Source organism: Bradyrhizobium sp. CCGE-LA001, from assembly GCF_000296215.2.
In the GTDB taxonomy this organism is placed as follows: Bacteria; Pseudomonadota; Alphaproteobacteria; order Rhizobiales; family Xanthobacteraceae; genus Bradyrhizobium.
The window spans coordinates 3,427,540-3,448,172 of the sequence record NZ_CP013949.1; the positions used below are offsets into that span (position 1 = coordinate 3,427,540).

Annotated in this window: 21 protein-coding genes; 11 read left to right on the forward strand and 10 right to left on the reverse strand. The window is 63.7% G+C overall.

The window, feature by feature from the left end; genetic code table 11:
* Positions 1–9: 9 nt before the first annotated feature.
* Positions 10–837, reverse strand: a complete 828-nt coding sequence (locus BCCGELA001_RS15685; RefSeq protein WP_060737671.1) for a class II glutamine amidotransferase — start codon at positions 835–837, stop codon at positions 10–12.
* Between the two features lie 476 nt (positions 838–1,313).
* On the opposite strand from BCCGELA001_RS15685, the gene BCCGELA001_RS15690 reads away from it, so the two are divergent.
* Genes BCCGELA001_RS15690 through BCCGELA001_RS15705 form a run of 4 tightly spaced genes read left to right on the forward strand, consistent with a single transcriptional unit; the run spans position 1,314 to position 3,402 of the window.
* The gene (locus tag BCCGELA001_RS15690) at positions 1,314–1,781 is read left to right on the forward strand and encodes a TerB family tellurite resistance protein (protein ID WP_008552869.1); all 468 of its coding nucleotides are present in this window, start codon (positions 1,314–1,316) and stop codon (positions 1,779–1,781) included.
* A gap of 2 nt (positions 1,782–1,783) precedes the next feature.
* A complete protein-coding gene (locus tag BCCGELA001_RS15695) occupies positions 1,784–2,146 on the forward strand; it encodes a hypothetical protein (protein WP_060735737.1) in 363 nt (120 codons plus the stop codon).
* Positions 2,143–2,784 (forward strand): TerC family protein, encoded by a 642-nt coding sequence (locus BCCGELA001_RS15700; RefSeq protein ID WP_008552866.1) that lies wholly within the window; start codon positions 2,143–2,145, stop codon positions 2,782–2,784. Before BCCGELA001_RS15695 ends, BCCGELA001_RS15700 begins: the two co-directional genes overlap by 4 nt.
* A gap of 27 nt (positions 2,785–2,811) precedes the next feature.
* Positions 2,812–3,402: a TIGR00645 family protein gene (locus tag BCCGELA001_RS15705; RefSeq protein ID WP_008552864.1), complete on the forward strand. Its 591-nt coding sequence runs from the start codon at positions 2,812–2,814 to the stop codon at positions 3,400–3,402.
* 60 nt (positions 3,403–3,462) lie between these two features.
* Here the strand turns inward: BCCGELA001_RS15705 and BCCGELA001_RS15710 are convergent, their stop codons facing one another.
* Entirely contained in the window at positions 3,463–4,545 is a 1,083-nt protein-coding gene (locus BCCGELA001_RS15710; RefSeq protein WP_060735738.1) for a substrate-binding domain-containing protein, read from the reverse strand.
* Positions 4,546–4,659: 114 nt separating this feature from the next.
* Between BCCGELA001_RS15710 and BCCGELA001_RS15715 the strand changes: the two genes are divergently transcribed.
* Together BCCGELA001_RS15715 and BCCGELA001_RS15720 are read left to right on the forward strand one after the other, a co-directional pair.
* On the forward strand, positions 4,660–6,144 hold the full coding sequence (locus BCCGELA001_RS15715) for an aldehyde dehydrogenase family protein (protein ID WP_060737672.1): 1,485 nt from the start codon (positions 4,660–4,662) through the stop codon (positions 6,142–6,144).
* Positions 6,145–6,326: 182 nt separating this feature from the next.
* Positions 6,327–6,590 carry a hypothetical protein gene (locus BCCGELA001_RS15720; protein ID WP_060737673.1) on the forward strand — a complete coding sequence of 88 codons (264 nt, stop codon included), beginning with the start codon at positions 6,327–6,329 and terminating at the stop codon, positions 6,588–6,590.
* 7 nt (positions 6,591–6,597) lie between these two features.
* Here the strand turns inward: BCCGELA001_RS15720 and BCCGELA001_RS15725 are convergent, their stop codons facing one another.
* On the reverse strand, positions 6,598–7,494 hold the full coding sequence (locus BCCGELA001_RS15725; protein WP_008552847.1) for an alpha/beta hydrolase family protein: 897 nt from the start codon (positions 7,492–7,494) through the stop codon (positions 6,598–6,600).
* A gap of 180 nt (positions 7,495–7,674) precedes the next feature.
* Here BCCGELA001_RS15725 and BCCGELA001_RS15730 point away from each other — a divergent pair, with 180 nt between their 5' ends.
* Genes BCCGELA001_RS15730 through BCCGELA001_RS15740 form a run of 3 tightly spaced genes read left to right on the forward strand, consistent with a single transcriptional unit; the run spans position 7,675 to position 11,199 of the window.
* A complete protein-coding gene (locus BCCGELA001_RS15730; protein ID WP_060735739.1) occupies positions 7,675–9,063 on the forward strand; it encodes a class II 3-deoxy-7-phosphoheptulonate synthase in 1,389 nt (462 codons plus the stop codon).
* A gap of 4 nt (positions 9,064–9,067) precedes the next feature.
* Positions 9,068–9,421, forward strand: coding sequence for a diacylglycerol kinase (locus BCCGELA001_RS15735; protein ID WP_008552842.1), 354 nt, complete (start codon positions 9,068–9,070; stop codon positions 9,419–9,421).
* A gap of 20 nt (positions 9,422–9,441) precedes the next feature.
* Positions 9,442–11,199 (forward strand): NAD+ synthase, encoded by a 1,758-nt coding sequence (locus BCCGELA001_RS15740; protein WP_060735740.1) that lies wholly within the window; start codon positions 9,442–9,444, stop codon positions 11,197–11,199.
* A gap of 26 nt (positions 11,200–11,225) precedes the next feature.
* Here BCCGELA001_RS15740 and BCCGELA001_RS15745 read toward each other — a convergent pair whose 3' ends face one another.
* The 5 genes from BCCGELA001_RS15745 to BCCGELA001_RS15765 form a co-directional block, all read right to left on the reverse strand.
* The gene (locus tag BCCGELA001_RS15745; protein WP_008552831.1) at positions 11,226–11,618 is read right to left on the reverse strand and encodes a cytochrome C oxidase subunit IV family protein; all 393 of its coding nucleotides are present in this window, start codon (positions 11,616–11,618) and stop codon (positions 11,226–11,228) included.
* Between the two features lie 9 nt (positions 11,619–11,627).
* Positions 11,628–12,350, reverse strand: coding sequence for a heme-copper oxidase subunit III family protein (locus BCCGELA001_RS15750; RefSeq protein WP_008552830.1), 723 nt, complete (start codon positions 12,348–12,350; stop codon positions 11,628–11,630).
* A gap of 14 nt (positions 12,351–12,364) precedes the next feature.
* Positions 12,365–13,069 carry a cytochrome c oxidase subunit 3 gene (locus tag BCCGELA001_RS15755; protein WP_008552828.1) on the reverse strand — a complete coding sequence of 235 codons (705 nt, stop codon included), beginning with the start codon at positions 13,067–13,069 and terminating at the stop codon, positions 12,365–12,367.
* Positions 13,066–14,844, reverse strand: a complete 1,779-nt coding sequence (locus tag BCCGELA001_RS15760) for a cbb3-type cytochrome c oxidase subunit I (protein WP_008552826.1) — start codon at positions 14,842–14,844, stop codon at positions 13,066–13,068. The genes BCCGELA001_RS15755 and BCCGELA001_RS15760 overlap by 4 nt, the downstream gene beginning before the upstream one ends.
* 77 nt (positions 14,845–14,921) lie before the next feature.
* On the reverse strand, positions 14,922–15,755 hold the full coding sequence (locus BCCGELA001_RS15765; protein ID WP_060735741.1) for a cytochrome c oxidase subunit II: 834 nt from the start codon (positions 15,753–15,755) through the stop codon (positions 14,922–14,924).
* A gap of 551 nt (positions 15,756–16,306) precedes the next feature.
* Here BCCGELA001_RS15765 and BCCGELA001_RS15770 point away from each other — a divergent pair.
* Entirely contained in the window at positions 16,307–17,215 is a 909-nt protein-coding gene (locus BCCGELA001_RS15770) for a DUF2189 domain-containing protein (protein ID WP_060735742.1), read from the forward strand.
* A 57-nt stretch (positions 17,216–17,272) separates the two neighbouring features.
* Here BCCGELA001_RS15770 and BCCGELA001_RS15775 read toward each other — a convergent pair whose 3' ends face one another.
* Positions 17,273–18,454: a DUF2865 domain-containing protein gene (locus tag BCCGELA001_RS15775; protein WP_060735743.1), complete on the reverse strand. Its 1,182-nt coding sequence runs from the start codon at positions 18,452–18,454 to the stop codon at positions 17,273–17,275.
* Positions 18,455–18,584: 130 nt separating this feature from the next.
* The gene (locus BCCGELA001_RS15780; RefSeq protein WP_060735744.1) at positions 18,585–18,890 is read right to left on the reverse strand and encodes a hypothetical protein; all 306 of its coding nucleotides are present in this window, start codon (positions 18,888–18,890) and stop codon (positions 18,585–18,587) included.
* 287 nt (positions 18,891–19,177) lie between these two features.
* Here BCCGELA001_RS15780 and cysS point away from each other — a divergent pair, with 287 nt between their 5' ends.
* Positions 19,178–20,560 (forward strand): cysteine--tRNA ligase, encoded by a 1,383-nt coding sequence (cysS, locus tag BCCGELA001_RS15785; protein WP_060735745.1) that lies wholly within the window; start codon positions 19,178–19,180, stop codon positions 20,558–20,560.
* Positions 20,561–20,633 lie beyond the last annotated feature (73 nt).

A 20,633-nucleotide genomic window follows, 5' to 3' on the forward strand; every position in this document is an offset into this window, starting at 1 on the left:
GGCAAAAGGTTACCTGCGGGCACTAATCCGTCTGGCCGGAGCGGGTTCCGTCCCGGCGCTACTGCAAATTGTCACGTCGAACGGAACAATCTTCACGCTTTCGGACGCGCGCGCGATCAAGGCGTGATTGGGCGGCACCTCTGCCCAGTCTTCCTCCTTGTCGAACGGCTCGGACACCACCACGACTTGGTCGCCGTCCTCGCGGAAATACAGCGTGTTCGCGGCGTCGTTGACCGCAACCCGGAAGGCGTAGAGGTCATGTCCGTTGGCGATCGCGCTGGTGAAGCGCAGCCGTTCGCGGAGCTGGCCTTCGTTGACGAGACCGACAAGGGCCTGCAGCACGCGCTGCGTCGCGCCGAGCGGATCCTTGTCCAGGCCCGCGCCCATCATGGCGAGAAACACCGCCTCCGAGTCGGTCGTGCCGAGCCGCGACGGGTAATAGGCATCCGGAATCAGCGCCTCGACCTTGCGACGCAGCCGATTCCAGCTGCCGACGAATCCATTGTGCATGAACATCCACTGGCCGCAGGCGAAGGGATGGCAATTCTGCCGCGTCACCGCCGTGCCGGTGGCCGCGCGCACATGCGCGAAGAACAGATGCGAGCGCAGATGCCGGCAAAGGTAGCGCAGATTCTCATCCGACCACGCCGGGCGCGTCTCGCGATACAGGCCAGGTTCCGGATGCTCGCCGTACCAGCCGAGACCGAAGCCGTCGCCGTTCGATCCGGCCGTCGACTGAAGCGAGCGGATGCTCTGCGCGATCAGCGAATGCTCGGGCTCGGTGACGTAAGGCTCAAAGGACGTGGTCTCGCCCCGATATGCGATCCAGCGGCACATGAGGAATCCTGTGGGAGATGCCGTGACGTGCAGTAACTGATCGGCCTGTTCGATGGTTCCCGCACGCAGCTCTTCGACACCTTCGGCCATCTGCGTCAACTGCCAGGGCGACGACCGCAAGCGCGAACTGACGGCGGTGGAACGGCCGGGCTGCATGGGGCGTTCCGTTACCGAGGTAAGGTTTGGAACCGTGACGTGCGAATCCGGCTGCTTACTGCAACGAGGGGGAACCGATGCGGCGGCTGGTCGCAGTCATATCGACTTGATTCCGACAGGGTGATCTTTATTTCTGGGCGGAACAAGAATCCGGGCCCCTCTGGCGAGGACACCGACAATTTCGGTAAACCTCGTGATGTCGGATGACCAGTCCCGCGCGAATGCGATGGATCGGCCGACCGTCGGGCCCTCTTCGTTCTCTCCGACCAGTCGCTCCATCGCTGCCCCGTGCGGTCATTTCGCAAAGTTAGGGAGCAACGATGCACGACACCAAGCATTCCAGTCCGATCGAAATCGCTGATCCGTCCACCCTGAACGAGCAGGCTGCGGCGGCGCTGGTCATTGCCGGCGCGCTGGTCGCCGTGGCCGACCGACGCGTTTCACCGGTCGAGCGCGACGAGGTGATGCGCTTCATTCGGGACCGCGACTTGGCGCCTCATATCGAGGACGATCGGCTGCTTGCGATGTTCGATGCACTCGCCGAACGACTCGAGGAGCCGGATTTTGCCAACGTCGTGATCGACACGCTCCGGCCGGTCTCGAACATGCCCCTGTCAGCCCATTTGATGGAATTGTCGGAGCGCGTCGCCGCGGCAGACGAGGACGTGCATCCCCATGAGGTCCAGGCCATCAAGCTTTTGCGGCTGCTGACGCTTGCGCTGCCCCGCGCAAAGCCGGTCGCGCCGAGTGAAAAGCCCGTGGCACATTATACCGGGGTCAAGGAATGAGCATGGTGACAACTTCGGACGAGCGCAAGACGGGAGCGGAGGGCGGTCTCGGTCAGATGGCCGGCGGCGACCCGCGCCTCGAAAAGCTTGTCGACCGGTTGCCGCCGCGTGTGGCCGACACCGTCACTTATCTGCTGAAGCCATCGAACCGCTGGGTGCGGATTCCCTCGGGCACATTGCTCATCGCCGGCGGCGTGCTTTCCTTCCTGCCCATTCTTGGCGTCTGGATGCTGCCGCTCGGCCTCGCGCTGCTTGCCGAGGACGTGCCTGCGCTGCGTTCCTCACGTTCAAAGGTCCTGGATTGGGTCGAGCGGAAGAAGCCGCACTGGCTCGATCCGTCCACATCTAAAGATGGTCAATCATGACTGAATTCATCACCGCCGAGGCGCTGAGCGCGCTGCTTCAGGTCATCCTTATCGATCTCGTGCTCGCCGGCGACAATGCCGTCGTCATCGGCCTTGCTGCTGCTGGTCTACCGCCCGAGCAGCGCCGCCGCGCCATCATCGTCGGCATCGCTGCGGCCACCGTACTCCGCATCGCCTTCGCCGGCGTCGCAACGCAGCTTTTGCAAGTGATCGGCCTCCTGCTTGCCGGCGGTGTGTTGCTGCTCTGGGTGTGCTGGAAGATGTGGCGAGAGCTGCGCGAGCAGTCCGCGCATGCTCATGCGAACGAACTTGCACTCGAAACTGGCAACGGCGGTGCCGCGCCGGTGCAACAAAAGACCTTCGCTCAGGCCGCGGTGCAGATCGTCGCCGCCGACGTGTCGATGTCGCTCGACAACGTGCTCGCCGTCGCGGGCGCCGCGCGGGAGCATCCTTACATCCTGGCCTTCGGCCTGCTCTTGTCGGTTGGCCTGATGGGAGTCGCCGCGGACCTGCTTGGCCGCTTGCTGCAGAAGCAGCGCTGGGTTGCCTATGTCGGCCTCGCCATCATCCTTTACGTCGCGTGTGAGATGATCTATCGGGGCACGCTGGAACTTGCACCGGTCATTGCGAGTCTCTGAGGCGTCTACCGCAATCCGGAGTGATCGATGAGGTCTGAAACCAAAGCGCCTTCGGCGGACGCCGCACCTCGGCCGCAGATCGGTCCGTTCGCCCAGCTCATCTTCGGCTCGCGATGGCTGCAGGTGCCGCTCTATGTCGGCCTGATCATCGCGCAGGGCGTTTACGTGCTGCTGTTCCTCAAGGAGCTCTGGCACCTGGTCCTGCACTCGTTCGACGCCACCGAGCAGCAGATCATGCTGGTCGTGCTCGGGCTGATCGACGTCGTCATGATCTCGAACCTCTTGGTGATGGTGATCGTCGGCGGCTATGAGACCTTCGTTTCCAGGCTGAACCTGACCGGCCATCCCGACGAGCCGGAATGGCTGAGCCACGTCAATGCCAGCGTGCTCAAGATCAAGCTGGCGATGGCAATCATCGGCATCTCCTCGATCTCGCTGCTCAGGACCTTCATCGAGGCGGGCAATCTCGGCACGACGCGCAGCAATTTCACCGAGAGCGGCGTGATGTGGCAGGTGCTGATCCACCTCGCCTTCATCGTCTCGGCGATCGGCATTGCCTGGGTCGACCGTCTCAGCAGCGATGGCGGCGGCCATCGCAAGGGCGCCACCCACGGCTGAGTTCTTCTCCATGGCGGTTGGTTGACGGTATTGCGCCCAAGGTGAGCGCATTACGCGGCGTCACCGCACGGCGTGCATCTCCAGAAACGCCTTCACGCCGGTCACGCTGCCGGTGTCGGAGGGCACATAACCGGGGAGTGTCGCGATCGCCGCGCGGAAATCGGCGCTGCGGATGATCTCGAGGATGCGCTGCATCGGCTCGGTATCCAGGAACGCGCGCTTGCAGACGAAGAAATAATCCTCGGTCAGGATGCGGATGAAGTCGAGGCCGAAATGCCGCGCCGCGGCCTCGACGCCGAAGCTCGCATCCGCCATCCCGCTGGCGACATAGGCGGCGACCGCCGCGTGGGTGAACTCGATCTGCTGTGCGCCGTTGATCCTGCTCTCGTCGATGCCGTGCGCGGCGAGCAATTGATCGAACAGAAGCCGCGTGCCGGAATCATGGTCGCGGTTGACGAAGCGGACCTTGGGATTTGTAAGGTCGTTCAGCGAGGCGATCCGCAGCGGGTTGCCGCGCGCGACCATCAGGCCCATCTCGCGCGTCACAAAGCTGATGATGCGATCCTCGCGCGGATCGAGCCATTCGCGCGCGGCCTTGATGCCCTGGGCCCGCAGCGCGCCGTGCGGCAGATGCAGGCCGGAGAGGTCGCATGCGCCCTGCGCCAGCGAGACCAGGGAATGCTGGTTGCTGACATAGCGCAGGTCGACGCCGATGCCGGACTCACGGTCGAGGAATTCGCGCAGCTTGGCCACCGCAAAGCCGTGGCTCGCATGCACGCGGATCACGGACGGACGTTGTTCGAGGAACGGCTTGATCTCGCTGGCCAGCTCCTGCGCGAGGTTTTCGAGCTGCGGCCCGAGCCGTGCCTGCATGCGCTCGCCGGCCCACACCAGCCGTTCGCCGAATGGCGTGAGCTTGGAGCCCCTGCCGCGCTGGGTCTCGACCAGCGCCGCGCCGAAGAACTCCGACCATTGCTCGATCAGATTCCAGACGTGGCGATAGGAGAGATGGGCATCGCTCGCGGCGCTCGTGATCTTCCCGGTCTTCCGGATCTCGTTGAGCACGCCGAGCATGATGACGGCGGTGCGCGGGCTGCCCTCGCGGCGAAACCGCCAGACGGCTTCGATCTCGATCTGAAGCATTGGCCTGCCTTTATGAATTCCACTTCATATGTGGGGGTGTCCATTTGCAAACCATATCATATTTACTCCGGTCACTGAGCGCCTAGTCTGGCATACCAGAACAGGAGAAATATGATGTCTGTTGCATATGACTTCGCGCAGTCGCCGGCGACCGAGTTCATGGCCCGGCCGCAGCATCTGCTCATCGACGGCCGTCGCGTCCCCGCCAGCTCCGGCCGCACCTTCAAATCCCTCAATCCCGCCACCGGACAGATCATCGCCACCATCGCGGAGGGCGGCGAGGCCGACGTCGAGCATGCGGTCGCGGCCGCGCGCCGGGCGTTCGAAGGCCCCTGGCGCACGATGCGAGCGTCCGAGCGCGGCCAGATCCTGCTGCGCTGGGCCGAGCTGCTGAAGGCACATGCCGACGAAATCATCGAGCTCGAATCGATCGATGCGGGCAAGCCGATCTCGGCGACGATGCGCCAGGACTTTCCCGCCGCGGTGGACACTCTGATCTACTACGCCGGCTGGGCCGACAAGATCAGCGGCGACGTCGTGCCGGTGCGCGACGATGCCCTGACCTATACCGTGCGCGAGCCGGTCGGCGTGGTCGCGGCGATCGTGCCGTGGAATTTCCCACTGATGATCGGGATGTGGAAGCTGGCACCGGCGCTGGCCTGCGGCTGCACCGTGGTGATGAAGCCGGCCGAGCTGACCTCGCTGTCGGCACTGCGCATCGCGGAGCTGGCTTTGGAGGCCGGCCTGCCGGCGGGCGTCTTCAACGTCGTCACCGGTCCGGGCCGCGTCGTCGGCGATGCGCTGGTCAATCATCCCGACGTCGACAAGGTCACCTTCACCGGCTCGCCCGGGGTGGGGCGTGGAATCATGAAGGGCGCAGCCGGCAATTTCAAACGCGTCTCGCTCGAGCTCGGCGGCAAGTCGGCCAATGTCATTTTCGACGATGCCGATCTTGAAGCCGCAAGCAAGGCGGCGGCTTCCGGCATCTTCTTCAACGCCGGCCAGGTCTGCTCGGCCGGCTCCCGCGTGCTCGTGCAGGAGAAGGCCTATGACGAGGTCGTCGAGCGGCTCGCAGCACGTGCGAAATCGCTTCGGATCGGCGATCCGCTCGACCGCAAGACCGCGCTCGGCCCTGTGATCTCCGAGAAGCAGATGAAGTCGATCCTTGATTATGTCGACATCGGCCGGAAGGAGGGGGCGAGCCTCGTCACCGGCGGGACGCGCGTCGGGGAGCGCGGCTATTTCATCAGCCCGGCGGTGTTCGCCGGCGTCGCGCACGAGATGCGGATCTCGCAGGAGGAGATCTTCGGGCCAGTCGTCAGCGTCATCAAGTTCAAGGACGAGGCCGACGCGCTTGGGATCGCCAACGGCACGGCCTACAGCCTCGCTGCCGGCGTCTGGAGCCGCGACATCGGCAAGCTGCAGCGTTTTGCCAAGCGGGCGCGCGCGGGCACGGTCTGGATGAACACTTATGGCTATACCGACGTGCGGCTGCCTTGGGGCGGCGAGCGCGACTCCGGCCTCGGCCGCGAGCACGGTACCGCCGCCATCGACAATTTCACCGAGCCCAAAACCGTCTGGATGAACCTGGCCGTCTGATACCTCCTGAGCGGCCAATCCTGGAGCCCGCCTGATCTGTCAGGCGGGCTCTCTTTTAGGAATCGATAAAATCGTCTGCATTCCGCTCAGGCGCGGCAAACCCTGCGGACAAGAAGCCTGCTGCCTTAAACGTCCGCTTTGGAACCGATGTGCATCCTGCCGGCAAAGGGCAGGGCATCATCATGTCAATTCTCAAGGAGATCGTCGCAGCAGTCGCGGGAGTCTATGCGCTCCTGTTCGTCTGCGACGCGTTGTTCGGCGTCGGCGAGACGCGCTTCGACGATTCCTATTACCGTGCCAGCTTCTACGCGCCGCGACCGAAGGAGTTTCGGTTTGCAGACGGGACGACGCCGGCCGCGCGGGTCAGCGATGCCTTCGCGCAGTTCTCGGCGGGCGAAGCCAGGCCAAACAAGCGTTACTCGTCGCTGACGGTGGTCATCCGCTGACGACGGCTCACTCGCCCTGAATCCATTCCGCGACGCTGCGCCAGAGCGTGTCGCGGTGATCGGGGCGGAAGAAGCCAAAATGGCCGATTGCCTTGGCACCGACGTCGGACGGCTTGACGGTGAGCACTTCCGGCTTGATCGCCGTGAAGCCGCCCGTGAGCAGCTCGACCGCTGATAGCGTCGCCCAGGGATCGTCTTGGAAGCACAGCGCGCGCAGCTCGCCCTTGAAGTTCGCGAAATTTTGCAGCGCCGGCAGCTTCGAATCGAACAGATAGCGTGGGCTCGAAACCCACTCCGCCCATTGCAGGAAGACGCCCTTGGGCAGATCCTCGCCGATGCCGGCCCAGCCGGGCGCGTAGCCGAGGGCGTGAACCAGCGGCACGCCGACAAAATTCATGAAGGCAAAGACGCGATATTTTTCCGGCGAACTCATCAGCCGCCACGTCGCGGCCTGCGAGGCCACGAAGGCGGCACGCGAGATGTCGGTGTTGTTCTCGATCAGTCCCAGCGCCTGGCCGCCGAAGGAATGGCCGACATAGGCCAGGGGCAGGCCGTGGTAGCGCTCGCGCATCCAGCGCACTGCGGCGGTGACGTCGAGCGCGGCCCAATCCGACATCGACGCCTCGAAGCCCACCAGCGATTTCGGCTTGTTGTAGCCGACCATCGCCGGCAGCCGGGAATCGCCGATGCCGCGATAGTCGTAGGTCAGCACGGCGCAGCCGCGATGGGCGAGGTAGGAGGCAAAGCCGCGGTAGATCTTGCGCGGGACGGCGGTGGCCGAGTTGATCAGCACGGCATGACGCTTGGTGCCGCGCGGCAGGAATAGGGTGCCGATCAGCGCATACCCGTCGATCGCCGGGAAGCTGATCTCGTCGATGAAAACGTCGTCCAGTGCCGCGTCCATGGGCGCAAGGGATCCTGCCAGTTGCCTCGCCCTTCCAACAAATGCGAATTTGGCTTTCGCCGCAAGGGTTTGCAGTGCCGAATGGATTTACAACTGGCGGGCCGCGGCCAGCCTGTGTATAAGGCGGCCCTCGCAACCCACAGATCAGGTTGCACTTTTTTGCTTCACGGAGAGATTGCGATGTCCGAGCGGTGGACGCCCGAGTCCTGGCGCAGCAAGCCGGTGCTACAGGTGCCCGACTATCCCGACGCCAAGGCCCTGGCCGACGTCGAGGCGCAGCTTGCGACCTTTCCGCCGCTGGTGTTCGCCGGCGAAGCGCGCAACCTGAAGAAGTCGCTGGCGCGGGTTGCAGCCGGCGATGCCTTCCTGCTCCAGGGCGGCGACTGCGCCGAGAGCTTTGCCGAGCACGGCGCCAACAACATCCGCGACTTCTTCCGCGTGCTGCTGCAGATGGCGGTGGTGCTGACCTATGCCGGCGCCGTCCCGGTGGTGAAGGTCGGCCGTATCGCCGGCCAGTTCGCAAAGCCGCGGTCGTCGCCGACCGAGAAGGTGAACGGCGTCGAGCTGCCGAGCTATCGCGGCGACATCGTCAACGACATCGCCTTCACCAGGGAAGCGCGCATGCCGGACCCGCAGCGCCAGCTGATGGCCTATCGCCAATCGGCCGCGACGCTGAACCTGCTGCGCGCCTTCGCCACCGGCGGTTACGCCAATCTCGGCAGCGTGCATCAATGGATGCTCGGCTTCCTGAAGGACTCGCCGCAGTCCCGCCGCTACAAGGAATTGGCCGACCGCATCTCGGATGCGCTCAACTTCATGCGCGCCTGCGGCCTCGATCTCGAAGCCCATCCCGAGTTGCGCGCCACCGATTTCTATACAAGCCACGAGGCTTTGCTGCTCGGCTACGAGCAGGCCATGACCCGCGTCGATTCCACCACCGGCGACTGGTACGCGACCTCGGGCCATATGATCTGGATCGGTGACCGCACCCGCCAGCTCGATCACGGCCACATCGAATATTTCCGCGGCATCAAGAATCCGATCGGGCTCAAATGCGGCCCGTCGCTGAAAGCCGACGAGCTCTTGAAGTTGATCGACGTGCTCGATCCCGACAACGAGCCGGGCCGGCTGACGCTGATCGGCCGCTTCGGCTCGGACAAGGTCGGCGAGCACCTGCCGAACATGGTCCGCGCCGTGCAGCGCGAGGGCAGGGCGGTCGTCTGGTCCTGCGACCCCATGCACGGCAACACCATCACCTCGACGTCGGGCTACAAGACGCGGCCGTTCGACCGCGTCCTGTCCGAGGTGAAATCGTTCTTCGCCATCCATGCCGCCGAAGGCACCCATGCCGGCGGCGTGCATCTGGAGATGACCGGCCAGGACGTCACCGAATGCATCGGCGGCGCCCGCGCCATCACGGACGAGGATCTCAACGACCGTTACCACACGGTCTGCGATCCCCGCCTCAATGCCGAGCAATCCATCGACATGGCCTTCCTGATCGCCGAGCTGCTCAAGCAAGAACGCGCCGGCAAGGCCAAGCCGATGCCGGCCGCCGCGGGGCTCTAAGACCTTGCTGCGGATCTGGAAGGCCACGATCAATTCCCGTAACGGTCTGGCCTTTGCGTTCCGGTCGGAGCAGGCCGTCCGCGAGGAGATTCTTGCGCTCCTGCTGTCGCTGCCGCTGGCTTGGTTCATCGGCGCGACCGCAATGCGCGCGGTCGAGCTGGTGTGTTCGGTCGCGTTCGTGCTGACGGTCGAGCTGCTCAACACCGCGATCGAGAAGCTCGCCGACCGCCTGACCATGGACCACGACAAGCAGATCGGCCGGGTCAAGGACATGGGCTCGGCCGCCGTCGGCGTCGCGTTGCTCATGGCCGGCGTGTTCTGGATCTTTGCCATCGTCGAGCGATTGGGTTTCGTCTAGTCAAAGGTCGAGAGCGCATCATGGCCGAACGTCACAACGCATTCGCGGTCACGCTCGCACAGCTCAATCCGACCATGGGCGACATCGAGGGCAATGCCGCAAAGGCGCGTGCGGCGCGCGCGCGTGCCATCGCCGACGGCGCCGATCTCGTGCTGTTTCCGGAATTGTTCATCGCCGGCTACCCGCCGGAAGATCTGGTGCAGAAGCCGGCGTTCCAGGCCGCCTGCCGCGCCGCGATCGAAAGCCTTGCGCGCGAGACCGCCGACGGTGGTCCGGCCATGCTGGTCGGCACGCCCTGGGTCGAGGAGGACAGGCTTTACAATGCCTGTGCGCTGCTCGACGGCGGCCGCATCGCCGCGCTTCGCTTCAAATGCAATCTGCCGAACTACGGCGTGTTCGACGAGAAGCGGCTGTTTGCGCGCGGACCCGCTGCCGGCCCCGTGACGGTGCGCGGCGTACGCGTGGGCGTGCCGATCTGCGAGGACATCTGGCTGGAAGAGTCCGAGGATTACGAGAACGTGGTCGAGACGCTGGCCGAGACCGGCGCCGAGATCATCCTAGTGCCGAACGGCTCGCCTTATGCCCGCGACAAGAATGACGTGCGCCTGTCGGTGGCGGTGGCGCGCGTCACCGAGAGCGGCTTGCCGCTGGTCTATCTGAACCAGGTCTGCGGCCAGGACGAGCTGGTATTCGACGGTGCGTCCTTCGCGCTGAATGGCGACCTCTCGCTCGCCGCGCAACTGCCGGCGTTCGAGGAGGCCATCGTCACGCTGCGCTTCACCAGGAACGGCGACGACTGGCGCTGCACCGGTCCGGTCGCCGAACAGGTCGAGGGCGACAAGGCCGACTATGCCGCCTGCGTGCTGGGCCTGCGCGACTACGTCGCCAAGAACGGCTTTCCCGGCGTGCTGCTCGGCATTTCCGGCGGCATCGATTCCGCGCTGTGCGCGGCGATTGCAGTCGATGCGCTCGGCGCCGACCAGGTCCATGGCGTGATGCTGCCTTATCGCTACACCGCCCCGCACTCGATTGCGGACGCCGGTGAGCTCGCCGGCCATCTCGGCATCCGCTACGAGGTCTTGCCGATCGCGGAAGCCGTGACCGGATTCGAGACGATTCTGTCCGGCATCTTCAAGAACTTGCCACCTGACATCACCGAGGAGAACCTGCAGGCCCGCACCCGCGGCACGCTGTTGATGGCGATCTCCAACAAAACTGGTCTGATGGTGGTGACGACGGGCAACAAGTCGGAAATGTCGGTCGGCTATGCCACGCTCTACGGCGACATGAACGGCGGCTTCAACCCGATCAAGGACATCTACAAGACGCAGGTGTTTCGGCTGGCGGCCCTGCGCAATTCCTGGAAGCCGGAAGGTGCGCTTGGCCCGGCCGGCGAGGTCATTCCCCCAGATATCATCACGCGGCCGCCGAGCGCGGAGCTCCGCGAGAACCAGCGTGATGACGACTCGCTGCCGCCCTACGACGTGCTCGATGCCATTCTCGAACGTCTCGTCGAATGCGAGGAGCCGCTGGATCAGATCATCGCCGCCGGCTTCGATCGCGAGACGGTCACCCGCATCGACCATTTGCTCAACGTCGCCGAATACAAGCGCCGCCAGGCCGCGCCCGGCGTGAAGGTGACGGCGAGGAATTTCGGCCGCGACCGTCGCTATCCCATCACCAACCGCTTTCGCGACAAGGGCGAGAGGCTGCCGCCGGCGGACGAGACGCTGGTGTCGCGCGGGAGCACGGCATCGATCGACGCGTTCGAGGGCTAACTCCCAGACTCGAGCAACGGCGGGCCCTATGACGGGGCTGCGAAGAACAGCACCCGAAGGAAGTGCGTGTACTCGGATTCGAGCGCCATGATCGCCACAAAGACAAGTACCGCGATCGGCGGCAGCAGGATGGCATAGGTCAAGGCCAGCCGCTCCCAGGCCATGTGCATGAAGACGGCAACGATCAAGCCGGCCTTCAACATCATGAAGAGCAGGATCAGCGACCACCTCAGATAGCCATGTAGGCCGAAGTAGTCGACTAGGTAGGAAAACGTGCTGAGGACGAACAACCAGCCCCAGACCACGAGGTAGAGTTTGATCGGGTGCTGTTGACCTTTGGCGTCACGGGCCCCCGTTGCGACTGCGTCATGCGCCGAACCGTGGAGCTGTCCTTCCATGTGTACCGCCGCGTTTGTCATGCGCCGACCTCACCAAAGATAGAAGAATGCAAAGATGAACACCCACACGAGGTCGACGAAGTGCCAGTACAGGCCCGTGATCTCGACGATCTCGTAATGGCCCTTGCGGCTTGTGAAGAAGCCGCGCCTCTCGACGTCGAAGTCGCCGCGAAGCACCTTCCGCGCAATGGCGATCAGGAAGATCACACCGAACGTCACATGGGTGCCGTGGAAGCCGGTAATCATGAAGAAGCTCGCGCCAAATTGGGGGGCTCCCCATGGATTGCCCCAGGGCCGGACGCCCTCCATGATCAGCTTGGTCCACTCGAAGGCCTGCATCCCTACGAATGCCGCGCCGAAGGCTGCCGTGACCAGCATCAAGGCCGCAGTTCTGAATCGATCGCGGCGGTAGCCGAAATTGACGGCCATCGCCATCGTGCCGCTGCTGCTGATCAGGACAAACGTCATGATGGCGATCAGGATAAGCGGGATGTGCTGGCCCGCTATTTCGAGAGCGAAGACTTCGCTGGGGTTGGGCCAGGGTACGGTCGTCGACATGCGCGCCGTCATGTAGGAGAGCAGGAAGCAGCTGAAGATGAAAGTGTCGCTGAGGAGGAAGATCCACATCATGGCCTTGCCCCAGGACACGTCCTTGAAGGCGCGCTGATCGGACGCCCAGTCGGCGGCGATGCCGCGCCAGCCTTCAAGCCGCGCAGGCGATTGGCCCGGATCTGTTAGCACGGTCTCAGCCATCTGGTCTCGCCTCCCTAGCTCAGCAATTGGCGGCAGATGTCGACGAAATCGTCGGTCCAGCCCGTGAGGAGCCCGAGCAGGACAAGCCAGACGAGCAGCAGGAAGTGCCAGTAGATGGCGCACAGCTCCACGCTCAAGCTCATGTCGGCGATCTCGGCGCCGCGCCACATCCTGGCTGAGGTTCGGCCCAGGGCCACCAGGCCGCCCGCCAGGTGCAGCCCGTGCACTGCGGTCAACAGGTAGAAGAAGGAATTCGCCGGATTGGACGCCACGAAATACCCGGCAGCTCCGAGCCGTTGCCAGGCCAGGAGCTGTCCGGCGAGGAAGATCACGGCAGACACTCCGCCGGCGAGCAGACCGATCATGACGCCTTCGGCATCGTGTCGGCGCGCGGCCACGTACGACCAGTGCAGCGCGACACTGCTCAGGACCAGTACGCCCGTGTTGACCCACAGCAGCCGCGGTACCGGCAGCGGCCGCCAGTCCACCACGCTCATGCGCATCGAGTAGGCGCTGATGAAGAGGATGAACAATGCGCTCGCGACGGCGATAAACACGCCAAGCCCGATCTTCGCTGCCGGCCAGGTCATGGCGTCGCCGCCCGGGAAGTCACCGGCCGGGCCTTCCTCCAGCCAGGGCTTGGCGGTCAACCGCTGCTGCGACAGCCACCATCCGGCGATTACCGCAAGCACAGCCAGGAACAGGATGATGGCGCTCACGAAGCAGCTCCCTCGGCGAGCTGCGTCGGGCGCGGCGGCTGGTTCTGCGGAATGAAGTCCTCCGCAGCGCCGGGCACGCTGTAGTCATAGGCCCAGCGGTATACGACGGGGAGATCCTTGCCCCAGTTACCGTGTCTTGGGGGCGTCTCCGGCGTCTGCCACTCCAGGGTCGTCGCGCGCCAGGGATTGCCTCCTGAGGCTTCACCTTTGAACAGGCTCCAGGCCAGATTGAACAGGAACACCAGCTGGCTGAAGCCGACGATCAAGGCCACCACGGAGATGAAGACGTTCAGTGAGTGGGTCGAGGACGGGATGAACGTCGCATCGCCGATTTCGAAATACCGGCGCGGAACCCCGAGCAGTCCAAGATAGTGCATGGGGAAGAAGATCAGATAGGCGCCGAGAAAGGTGACCCAGAAGTGAAACTTCCCCAGGGCCTCGTTGAGCATCCGACCCGTAACCTTGGGGTACCAATGGTAGATCGCTCCGAGCACGACCATGATTGGCGCGACGCCCATCACCATGTGGAAATGCGCCACCACGAACATGGTATCCGAGAGGGGCACGTCCACGACGACGTTGCCGAGGAAGAGGCCGGTGAGCCCGCCGTTCACGAAGGTGACGATGAAGCCGAGTGCGAAGAGCATCGGCACCGTGAGATGAATGTCGCCGCGCCACAGGGTCAGCACCCAGTTGTAGACCTTGATCGCGGTGGGGATTGCGATGATGAGCGTCGTTGTGGCGAAGAAGTACCCGAATTGCGGGAACATGCCGCTCACATACATGTGGTGCGCCCATACGATGAAGCTGAGCGCGCCGATGGCCACGATCGCCCAGACCATCATGCGGTAACCAAAGATGTTCTTGCGCGCATGCGTGCTGATCAGATCGGAGACGATGCCGAAGGCGGGCAGGGCGACGATGTACACTTCGGGATGGCCGAAGAACCAGAACAGGTGCTGGAACAACAGTGGGCTGCCGCCGCCATATTTCGACAGTTGCCCCATCTCGAGGAGGGAGGGCATGAAGAAGCTGGTTCCCAAGAGGCGGTCGAACAGCAGCATGACCGAGGCAACGAACAATGCAGGGAATGCCAGCAACGCCATGACCGTCGCCGTGAAGATGCCCCACACCGTCAGGGGCAGGCGCATCAATGTCATGCCGCGGGTGCGCGCCTGGAGCACCGTGACCACATAGTTCAGCCCGCCCATGGTGAAGCCGATGATGAACAGGATCAGGGATGACATCATCAAAATGATGCCCCAATCCTGCCCGGGCGTTCCGGTGAGGATTGCTTGCGGCGGGTAGAGCGTCCAGCCGGCGCCGCTGGGGCCGCCGGGCACGAAGAATGTCGAGGCCAGCACAAGGACCGCGAGCAGGTAGATCCAGTAGCTCAGCATGTTCGCATAAGGAAAGACCATGTCTCGGGCGCCGACCATCAGCGGGATCAGGTAGTTGCCAAAGCCGCCGAGGAACAACGCGGTGAGCAGATAGATCACCATGATCATGCCGTGCATGGTGATGAACTGGAGGTACTGGTTGGCATCGATGAAGGAGAAGGTGCCAGGAAATCCCAGCTGCAGCCGCATCAGCCACGACAGCACCAGGGCCACCAGCCCGATGGCCGCGGCCGTCAGCGAATACTGAATGGCGATCACCTTGGCGTCCTGCGAGAAGACGTATCGTGTCCACCAGCTCCGCGGATGATAGAGCTCGACATCAGGTACTTCGGCAGGCGGTACGCCGGGGGTCCCTTCATATGGAATATCGACCATAGAAATCTCCTGGTCATTTCCATCGGGAGTGAGGCGATGGCCTCATGCACCCGATCTATCCTTGCGGCGGCAGCTCGCTACTTGTCGCCGGATCGGTACGTCGCCTTCAGGACGGCTTTCGCCGGCGACAGTTCTGCAAATGTTTTCTGTTGCTCCAGCCAGGCGTGATATTCACGCTCTTCGTCGACGATGACCTTGGCCCGCATCTGATAGTGAGCAGCGCCACAAAGCTCTGCGCAGAGAACATCGAACGTTCCGGTTCGGATCGGCGTTATCCAGAAATAGGTCACCATGCCTGGAACCATGTCCATCTTGGCGCGGAATTCGGGCACATAGAAATCGTGCAGGACATCAACGGAGCGGAGGAGAACCTTAACCGGCTTTCCGATTTGAAGGTGCAGGTCGCCGTTCTCGATCACGACGTCGTCCTGCGCGTGCGAGTCGTCGCGATTTAGCCCCATCGGATTGTCGGAAGCGATGTTGCGGACATCGGATGTGCCCAATCGCCCATCCTTGCCTGGCAGGCGGAAGCTCCATTGCCATTGTTGCCCCATGACCTCGACCTCGGTGGCATCCGCAGGCACCGTGACGAACTGGTGCCAGACCACAAGGCCGGGCGCCAGCATGGATGCAACGCCGACGCCTGTCGCGACGCTCAGCCACCATTCGAGCCTCTTGTTTTCCGGATTGTAGTCGGCGCGTCTTCCCTCCTTGTGGTGGAAGCGGAAGATGCAATACGCCATGAAGGCGATGACCGCGACGAACACGAAGCCCGTGATCCAGAACGTAATGTTGATGGTGTGGTCGATATAAGCCCAGTTCGTGGCGATCGGCGTCCACCACCAAGGGCTGTAGATGTGAAACAGCACCGAGCCGATCGCGACCAGCAGCAGTATCAATGCGACAACCATCCTGATCCATCCTTGCCATCAAAGGCTGCGGATACGAATCCAGGGCGGAGCTCACGTCTGTCGCGATAGCTGGCTTTTTTTGTTGGCGTCTATGCCATCGCCGGCCTGTTGCCTCGCCCATTCCTGCGATCGCGAAGTCAAGAGAGTGGTCGCGACCACCAATCTCATCGGAGCTGAGGGCGTCTGCTTCTAATTCTAAAATGATACCAGCCGAACCCGGCGTCAATAGTGCATATCGGCGTGCGGATGCAGTGTCGGAGCTGCTCTCGCTCGGAAGAAGCGTCGGCCTGCGCGCCGGGCGGGCGGCGTCTCAGGTGGCGCAATGCATCAAGATTTGTGCAGATGCACAATTCACCTAAGCTTGAGTGCAACCGGGCTCAGTGCGCGCTAAGCTAGTCAGGCAGGTCGCGGCGGGTTCCGTCGGGCTAGGCTCTTTCGCTGAACCTGAGTGCCGCACTCGGCCCATCGCGTTCTCGCTCGTGAAGCGGACACGCGTGGCTGAAAAGCGCGTGTTGTCACCACCGCGATTTTCAGCACGGGAGGTTGCGTTCATGGCCACTCTGTACTCCCACGACATGATAAGGCGGCACGTCTTCGGCGAAGCGGCCTCTTATCCCGTTCGTAAGGTCAGCTTGTCCGACCTGACCCAGGCGCTACGCCTGGGCTGGGAGGATTTCCAGGCAATGCCAAGTCACGCGCTCGTCGTGTGCGTGATTTATCCTGTCCTCGGCCTCGTCCTGTTCAGGGCGGTGCTCGGCTATTCGGTGCTGCCGCTGTTGTTTCCGCTGGCCGCCGGGTTTGCCTTGATCGGTCCCTTTGCCGCGATTGGTCTCTACGAACTCAGTCGCCGTCGCGAGCGTGGCGAGGACGTCGATGCATGGGACGCGATCAAGGTGATGCGCGCACCGTCATTCGGCGCCATGCTCGAGCTCGGCGTACTCCTGCTCGTGCTGTTCGGGGCTTGGATCGGTGTCGCGAATGCAATCTACGTCACCATCTTTGGTCACGCGCCGGCTGCAAGCATTCCCGACTTCGCAACGCGCGTGCTGACGACCCGGGAAGGCTGGTCTCTCATCATCATCGGTTGTGGTGTCGGCTTCCTGTTCGCGGTCTTGGCCCTGTGCATCAGCGTGGTGTCGTTTCCGTTGATGCTCGACCGACATGCGACTGCGATCGATGCGATCCGTACGTCGCTGCGAGCGGTGGCCGCAAATCCGGTTGCGATGGCCGGATGGGGTCTCATCGTGGCGGCGCTCCTCGCGATCGGCTCGCTACCGTTCTTCGTGGGTCTCGCCGTCGTTCTGCCGGTGCTCGGTCATGCCAGCTGGCACCTCTATCGGCGGGTGGTCGAGCCGAATCCAAATCCACCGGACGAGCTTCCACCGAGGCCGAAGGGAAGGCGCTACGCAGCGGACTTCCCGGCAAATCTCTTCCCGTGGAGCCGCGAGGGCGAGCAGTAACAGCGAAGCGGCCGCGCGCAGCGGCCGCCTTCGCCGGACATGACAGGGAATGACGACCTATTTCTGCTGCTGCGGCAGGAAGGTCGGGCCGACCGAGCGGATCGGCTTGTTCTCGGAGCTGGCAGCGGGACCCGTTTCCGCGGGCGGCGCTGCGGCCGGCGCATTGGCCGTCGTCGGCGCCGGCGCTGCGCCCTTCTTCGCATTCGCAGGCGTGCCCTTGTTGAGCCGCTGCTGCTGCATCCTCTTGGCGCTCTCCTCGGTGACGATGATGTCGCCCTGCTGTTCGGCGGCCGCCTTGTCATCGGCGGATTTGAGCGCGTCCGCCCAGGTCTGGCCCGCGGCCTTGCAGGAGCAAGACGGGTTGAACTCGCTGCGGAATTTGAACGCGGTCGGCAGCGCCGTGTAGGGCTGGCCGTTGGTGGACACCGCCGAGTTCATGTCCTCGCCGGGATTGCGATGGGTGTAGAGCACGGCCTCCGCGGCCGGGCACAGCGCCTTGCAGGTCTTCTCGTCGTCAGGGAAGCGCGCCGGCACGGTGGCGAACGAGATCGGGAAATAGGCGCCGTCGCATGTGCGCACGCAGACGGTGCGGAAGGTGCCGGATGGGGGGCCGAGATCGGAGGGCGGCATGGCTTGCGGATTACCCGCATTGTTGCCGCCGAACAGATTGCTCAGGAAGTTGCCGCCGCCTTGCGGCTGCGCAGCGGCGGCATATTGCGGGCCGCAATTGTTCTGCGCGAGCGCCATCAGCACCGAGCGGCGCTGGCTGTCGCGCTCCGGGCTGGCGCCGGGGCCGCCGCTGCGCAGCCGCTCGAGATTGCCGGTGATCTGGTCCAGATTGGCGCGCATCTGCTGGATCTGGGTGTTGACCGGACCGCATTGCGCCGACTGGCCGTTGAACAGCGAGAAGAAGCCGGAGGACTCGCAGCCCATCCGCTTGGCCTGCATGGTGACGCGGTCAAGCTCGGCCTGCTGACGCGCCTGGGAATCCTGGTAGCGGCGGATCTGCTCTTCGCGCGCGGGATCGCCGCCGCCGCGATCGAGCGCGGCTAGCTGGCCTTCCAGCCGCACGCACATCGGATTGGGGCCGAGCCCGTTCTGGCCGGGCTGAGGCGGCGGTCCGGGCGGGCCGGCCTGCGCCAAAGCGCCAGTGGCGAGCACGACGGTGCCGAGGAGCGCGGTGCAGGCGGACAGGAAGCGGGCACGGGGCAGGGACAAAAATTCAGGCATATCCGCCATTCTAGCGAGGTCACGGCCCGGCACGACTTTGGTGGGCCGAAGCGCGCCCTCCCATAGCCGCTTCCTGCGGCACCGTCACGTCGTTTCAGGGACCAGGATTGGGCCTAAGGTCCGCCAGTTCCGAGCGAATTCAGCGCTGGCAGGTGATTGCGACATATTCGTCGCAACGGCCATGGGAGCAGTTTGCGCCGGATTTGGGGACAGAGCCGGTAATTTCGTCGGGATCGACCCGGCGATAGGCTGAGGCCTGGGCAAAATCTCGTGATTGGCAATAGGTGCGCGCGGCGGAGGCACCGCATCTGTCGCCCTTGGCGAGGCACTGGTCGACCCCGTAGCCGTCCGCCTGGTTGGCGATGATGAAGACGCGGGTCTCGGCGTGGGAGCCGGAGGCCGCAAGGAGGGAGGCGCCGAAAATGAGCGCGCACAAGGATCGCATGAAATCACCGGGGGCAAAAAGGGAACTGCCGGTTTCAGAATGGGCTCAAATGGTTAAGGATGATGAACCATCGGGGCAGGCAACGCGCCTTTGCGGAGATAAAGCGCCGTTTTCGCGGCTCTCTTGACGCGGGGCCGCCTCATAGCCCATATGTCGCCGCATGAACGGTCTCCTCGCCATTTGCGCCATTTGCCGCGAGATTACGAGCTAGCGATTCGCTGGCTGGAGCCGTCTTTTCTCAAAAATATTGAGAGCCCTGGACGCCCGGCCGCAAGGGATGGGTTGTCATGGAATTGCGCCTCTACGATACGCTGAGCCGGGAAAAGCGCCCCTTCGCGCCGCTCGATGCGAAGAACGTCCGCATGTATGTCTGCGGACCGACCGTCTATGACTTCGCCCATATCGGCAATGCGCGGCCGGTGATCGTGTTCGACGTGCTGTTTCGGCTGCTGCGCCATCTCTATGGCGAGGCGCATGTCAAATATGTTCGCAACATCACCGACGTCGACGACAAGATCAACGATCGCGCCGCGCGGGATTTCCCCGGCCTGCCGCTGAACGAGGCCATTCGCAAGGTCACGGAGCAGACGGGCAGGCAGTTTCACGCCGACGTCGACGCGCTTGGCGCGCTTCGGCCGAGCGTCGAGCCGCGCGCGACCGAGCATATCGGCGAAATGCGCGAGATCATCGAGAAGCTCATCGCCGGCGGCTTTGCCTATGTCGCCGAGGACCATGTGCTGTTCTCGCCGCAGGCGATGAACGCGGCTAATTCCGCGCTGCCGCGCTATGGTGCGCTGTCGAAGCGTTCGCTGGACGAGATGATCGCCGGCGCCCGTGTAGATGTCGCGCCCTACAAGAAGGATTCGACCGACTTCGTGCTGTGGAAGCCGTCGAAGCCCGGCGAGCCGTCATGGCCGTCGCCGGCCGGCATCAAGGCCGAGGGCCGTCCGGGCTGGCACATCGAGTGCTCGGCCATGGCCTGGAAGCATCTCGGCGAGCATTTCGACATCCATGGCGGCGGCATCGATCTCGTGTTTCCGCACCACGAGAACGAGGTTGCGCAGACCTGCTGCGCCTTCCACCAGCAGCGCATGGCGAACTATTGGATGCATAACGGCTTCCTGCAGGTCGAGAGCGAGAAGATGTCGAAGAGCCTCGGCAACTTCATCACGATCCACGAACTCTTGAAGGACTGGCCGGGCGAGGTGCTGCGTTTGAACATGCTGAAGACGCATTACCGTTCGCCGATCGACTGGACCATGAAGTCGCTGGAGGAGAGCGCCAAGACGCTCGACGATTGGTACCGCGTTGCGGCCGACGTCGAGCCCGGCAAGCCGGCCGCGTCCGTTCTTGAGCCGCTGCTCGACGACCTCAACACGTCGCTGGCGATCGCGGCGCTGCATGGCTTGCGCAGCAGCGACGTGAATGCCCTGGCGGGATCGTTGCGGCTGCTCGGCTTCCTCTCGGAGAGCGCTGCGCAATGGGAGGGTCGCAAGCAGCAGGCGAGCGGCGTCGATGCGAAGGAGGTCGAGCGCCTGATCGCAGAGCGAACGGCTGCCCGCAGCCGCAAGGATTTTGGGGAATCCGACCGCATCCGCGATCTGCTCGCCGCGATGGGCGTTGCCATCAAGGACTCCAAGGAAGGCACGACCTGGGAGATCGCCCGATGAAGCGGCCCGACACGCCTTTCCCGCGGCATTGGCTCTATTACATCGCGCTGAAGATCCTGCTGCTCGGCGCGGC

Coding starts and splice junctions, on each gene's coding strand:
- BCCGELA001_RS15685 (WP_060737671.1), bottom strand. CDS start 837: ATGTGCCGCTGGATCGCATATCGGGGCGAGACCACGTCCTTTGAGCCT.
- BCCGELA001_RS15690 (WP_008552869.1), top strand. CDS start 1,314: ATGCACGACACCAAGCATTCCAGTCCGATCGAAATCGCTGATCCGTCC.
- BCCGELA001_RS15695 (WP_060735737.1), top strand. CDS start 1,784: ATGGTGACAACTTCGGACGAGCGCAAGACGGGAGCGGAGGGCGGTCTC.
- BCCGELA001_RS15700 (WP_008552866.1), top strand. CDS start 2,143: ATGACTGAATTCATCACCGCCGAGGCGCTGAGCGCGCTGCTTCAGGTC.
- BCCGELA001_RS15705 (WP_008552864.1), top strand. CDS start 2,812: ATGAGGTCTGAAACCAAAGCGCCTTCGGCGGACGCCGCACCTCGGCCG.
- BCCGELA001_RS15710 (WP_060735738.1), bottom strand. CDS start 4,545: ATGCTTCAGATCGAGATCGAAGCCGTCTGGCGGTTTCGCCGCGAGGGC.
- BCCGELA001_RS15715 (WP_060737672.1), top strand. CDS start 4,660: ATGTCTGTTGCATATGACTTCGCGCAGTCGCCGGCGACCGAGTTCATG.
- BCCGELA001_RS15720 (WP_060737673.1), top strand. CDS start 6,327: ATGTCAATTCTCAAGGAGATCGTCGCAGCAGTCGCGGGAGTCTATGCG.
- BCCGELA001_RS15725 (WP_008552847.1), bottom strand. CDS start 7,494: ATGGACGCGGCACTGGACGACGTTTTCATCGACGAGATCAGCTTCCCG.
- BCCGELA001_RS15730 (WP_060735739.1), top strand. CDS start 7,675: ATGTCCGAGCGGTGGACGCCCGAGTCCTGGCGCAGCAAGCCGGTGCTA.
- BCCGELA001_RS15740 (WP_060735740.1), top strand. CDS start 9,442: ATGGCCGAACGTCACAACGCATTCGCGGTCACGCTCGCACAGCTCAAT.
- BCCGELA001_RS15745 (WP_008552831.1), bottom strand. CDS start 11,618: ATGACAAACGCGGCGGTACACATGGAAGGACAGCTCCACGGTTCGGCG.
- BCCGELA001_RS15750 (WP_008552830.1), bottom strand. CDS start 12,350: ATGGCTGAGACCGTGCTAACAGATCCGGGCCAATCGCCTGCGCGGCTT.
- BCCGELA001_RS15760 (WP_008552826.1), bottom strand. CDS start 14,844: ATGGTCGATATTCCATATGAAGGGACCCCCGGCGTACCGCCTGCCGAA.
- BCCGELA001_RS15765 (WP_060735741.1), bottom strand. CDS start 15,755: ATGGTTGTCGCATTGATACTGCTGCTGGTCGCGATCGGCTCGGTGCTG.
- BCCGELA001_RS15770 (WP_060735742.1), top strand. CDS start 16,307: ATGGCCACTCTGTACTCCCACGACATGATAAGGCGGCACGTCTTCGGC.
- BCCGELA001_RS15775 (WP_060735743.1), bottom strand. CDS start 18,454: ATGGCGGATATGCCTGAATTTTTGTCCCTGCCCCGTGCCCGCTTCCTG.
- BCCGELA001_RS15780 (WP_060735744.1), bottom strand. CDS start 18,890: ATGCGATCCTTGTGCGCGCTCATTTTCGGCGCCTCCCTCCTTGCGGCC.
- cysS (WP_060735745.1), top strand. CDS start 19,178: ATGGAATTGCGCCTCTACGATACGCTGAGCCGGGAAAAGCGCCCCTTC.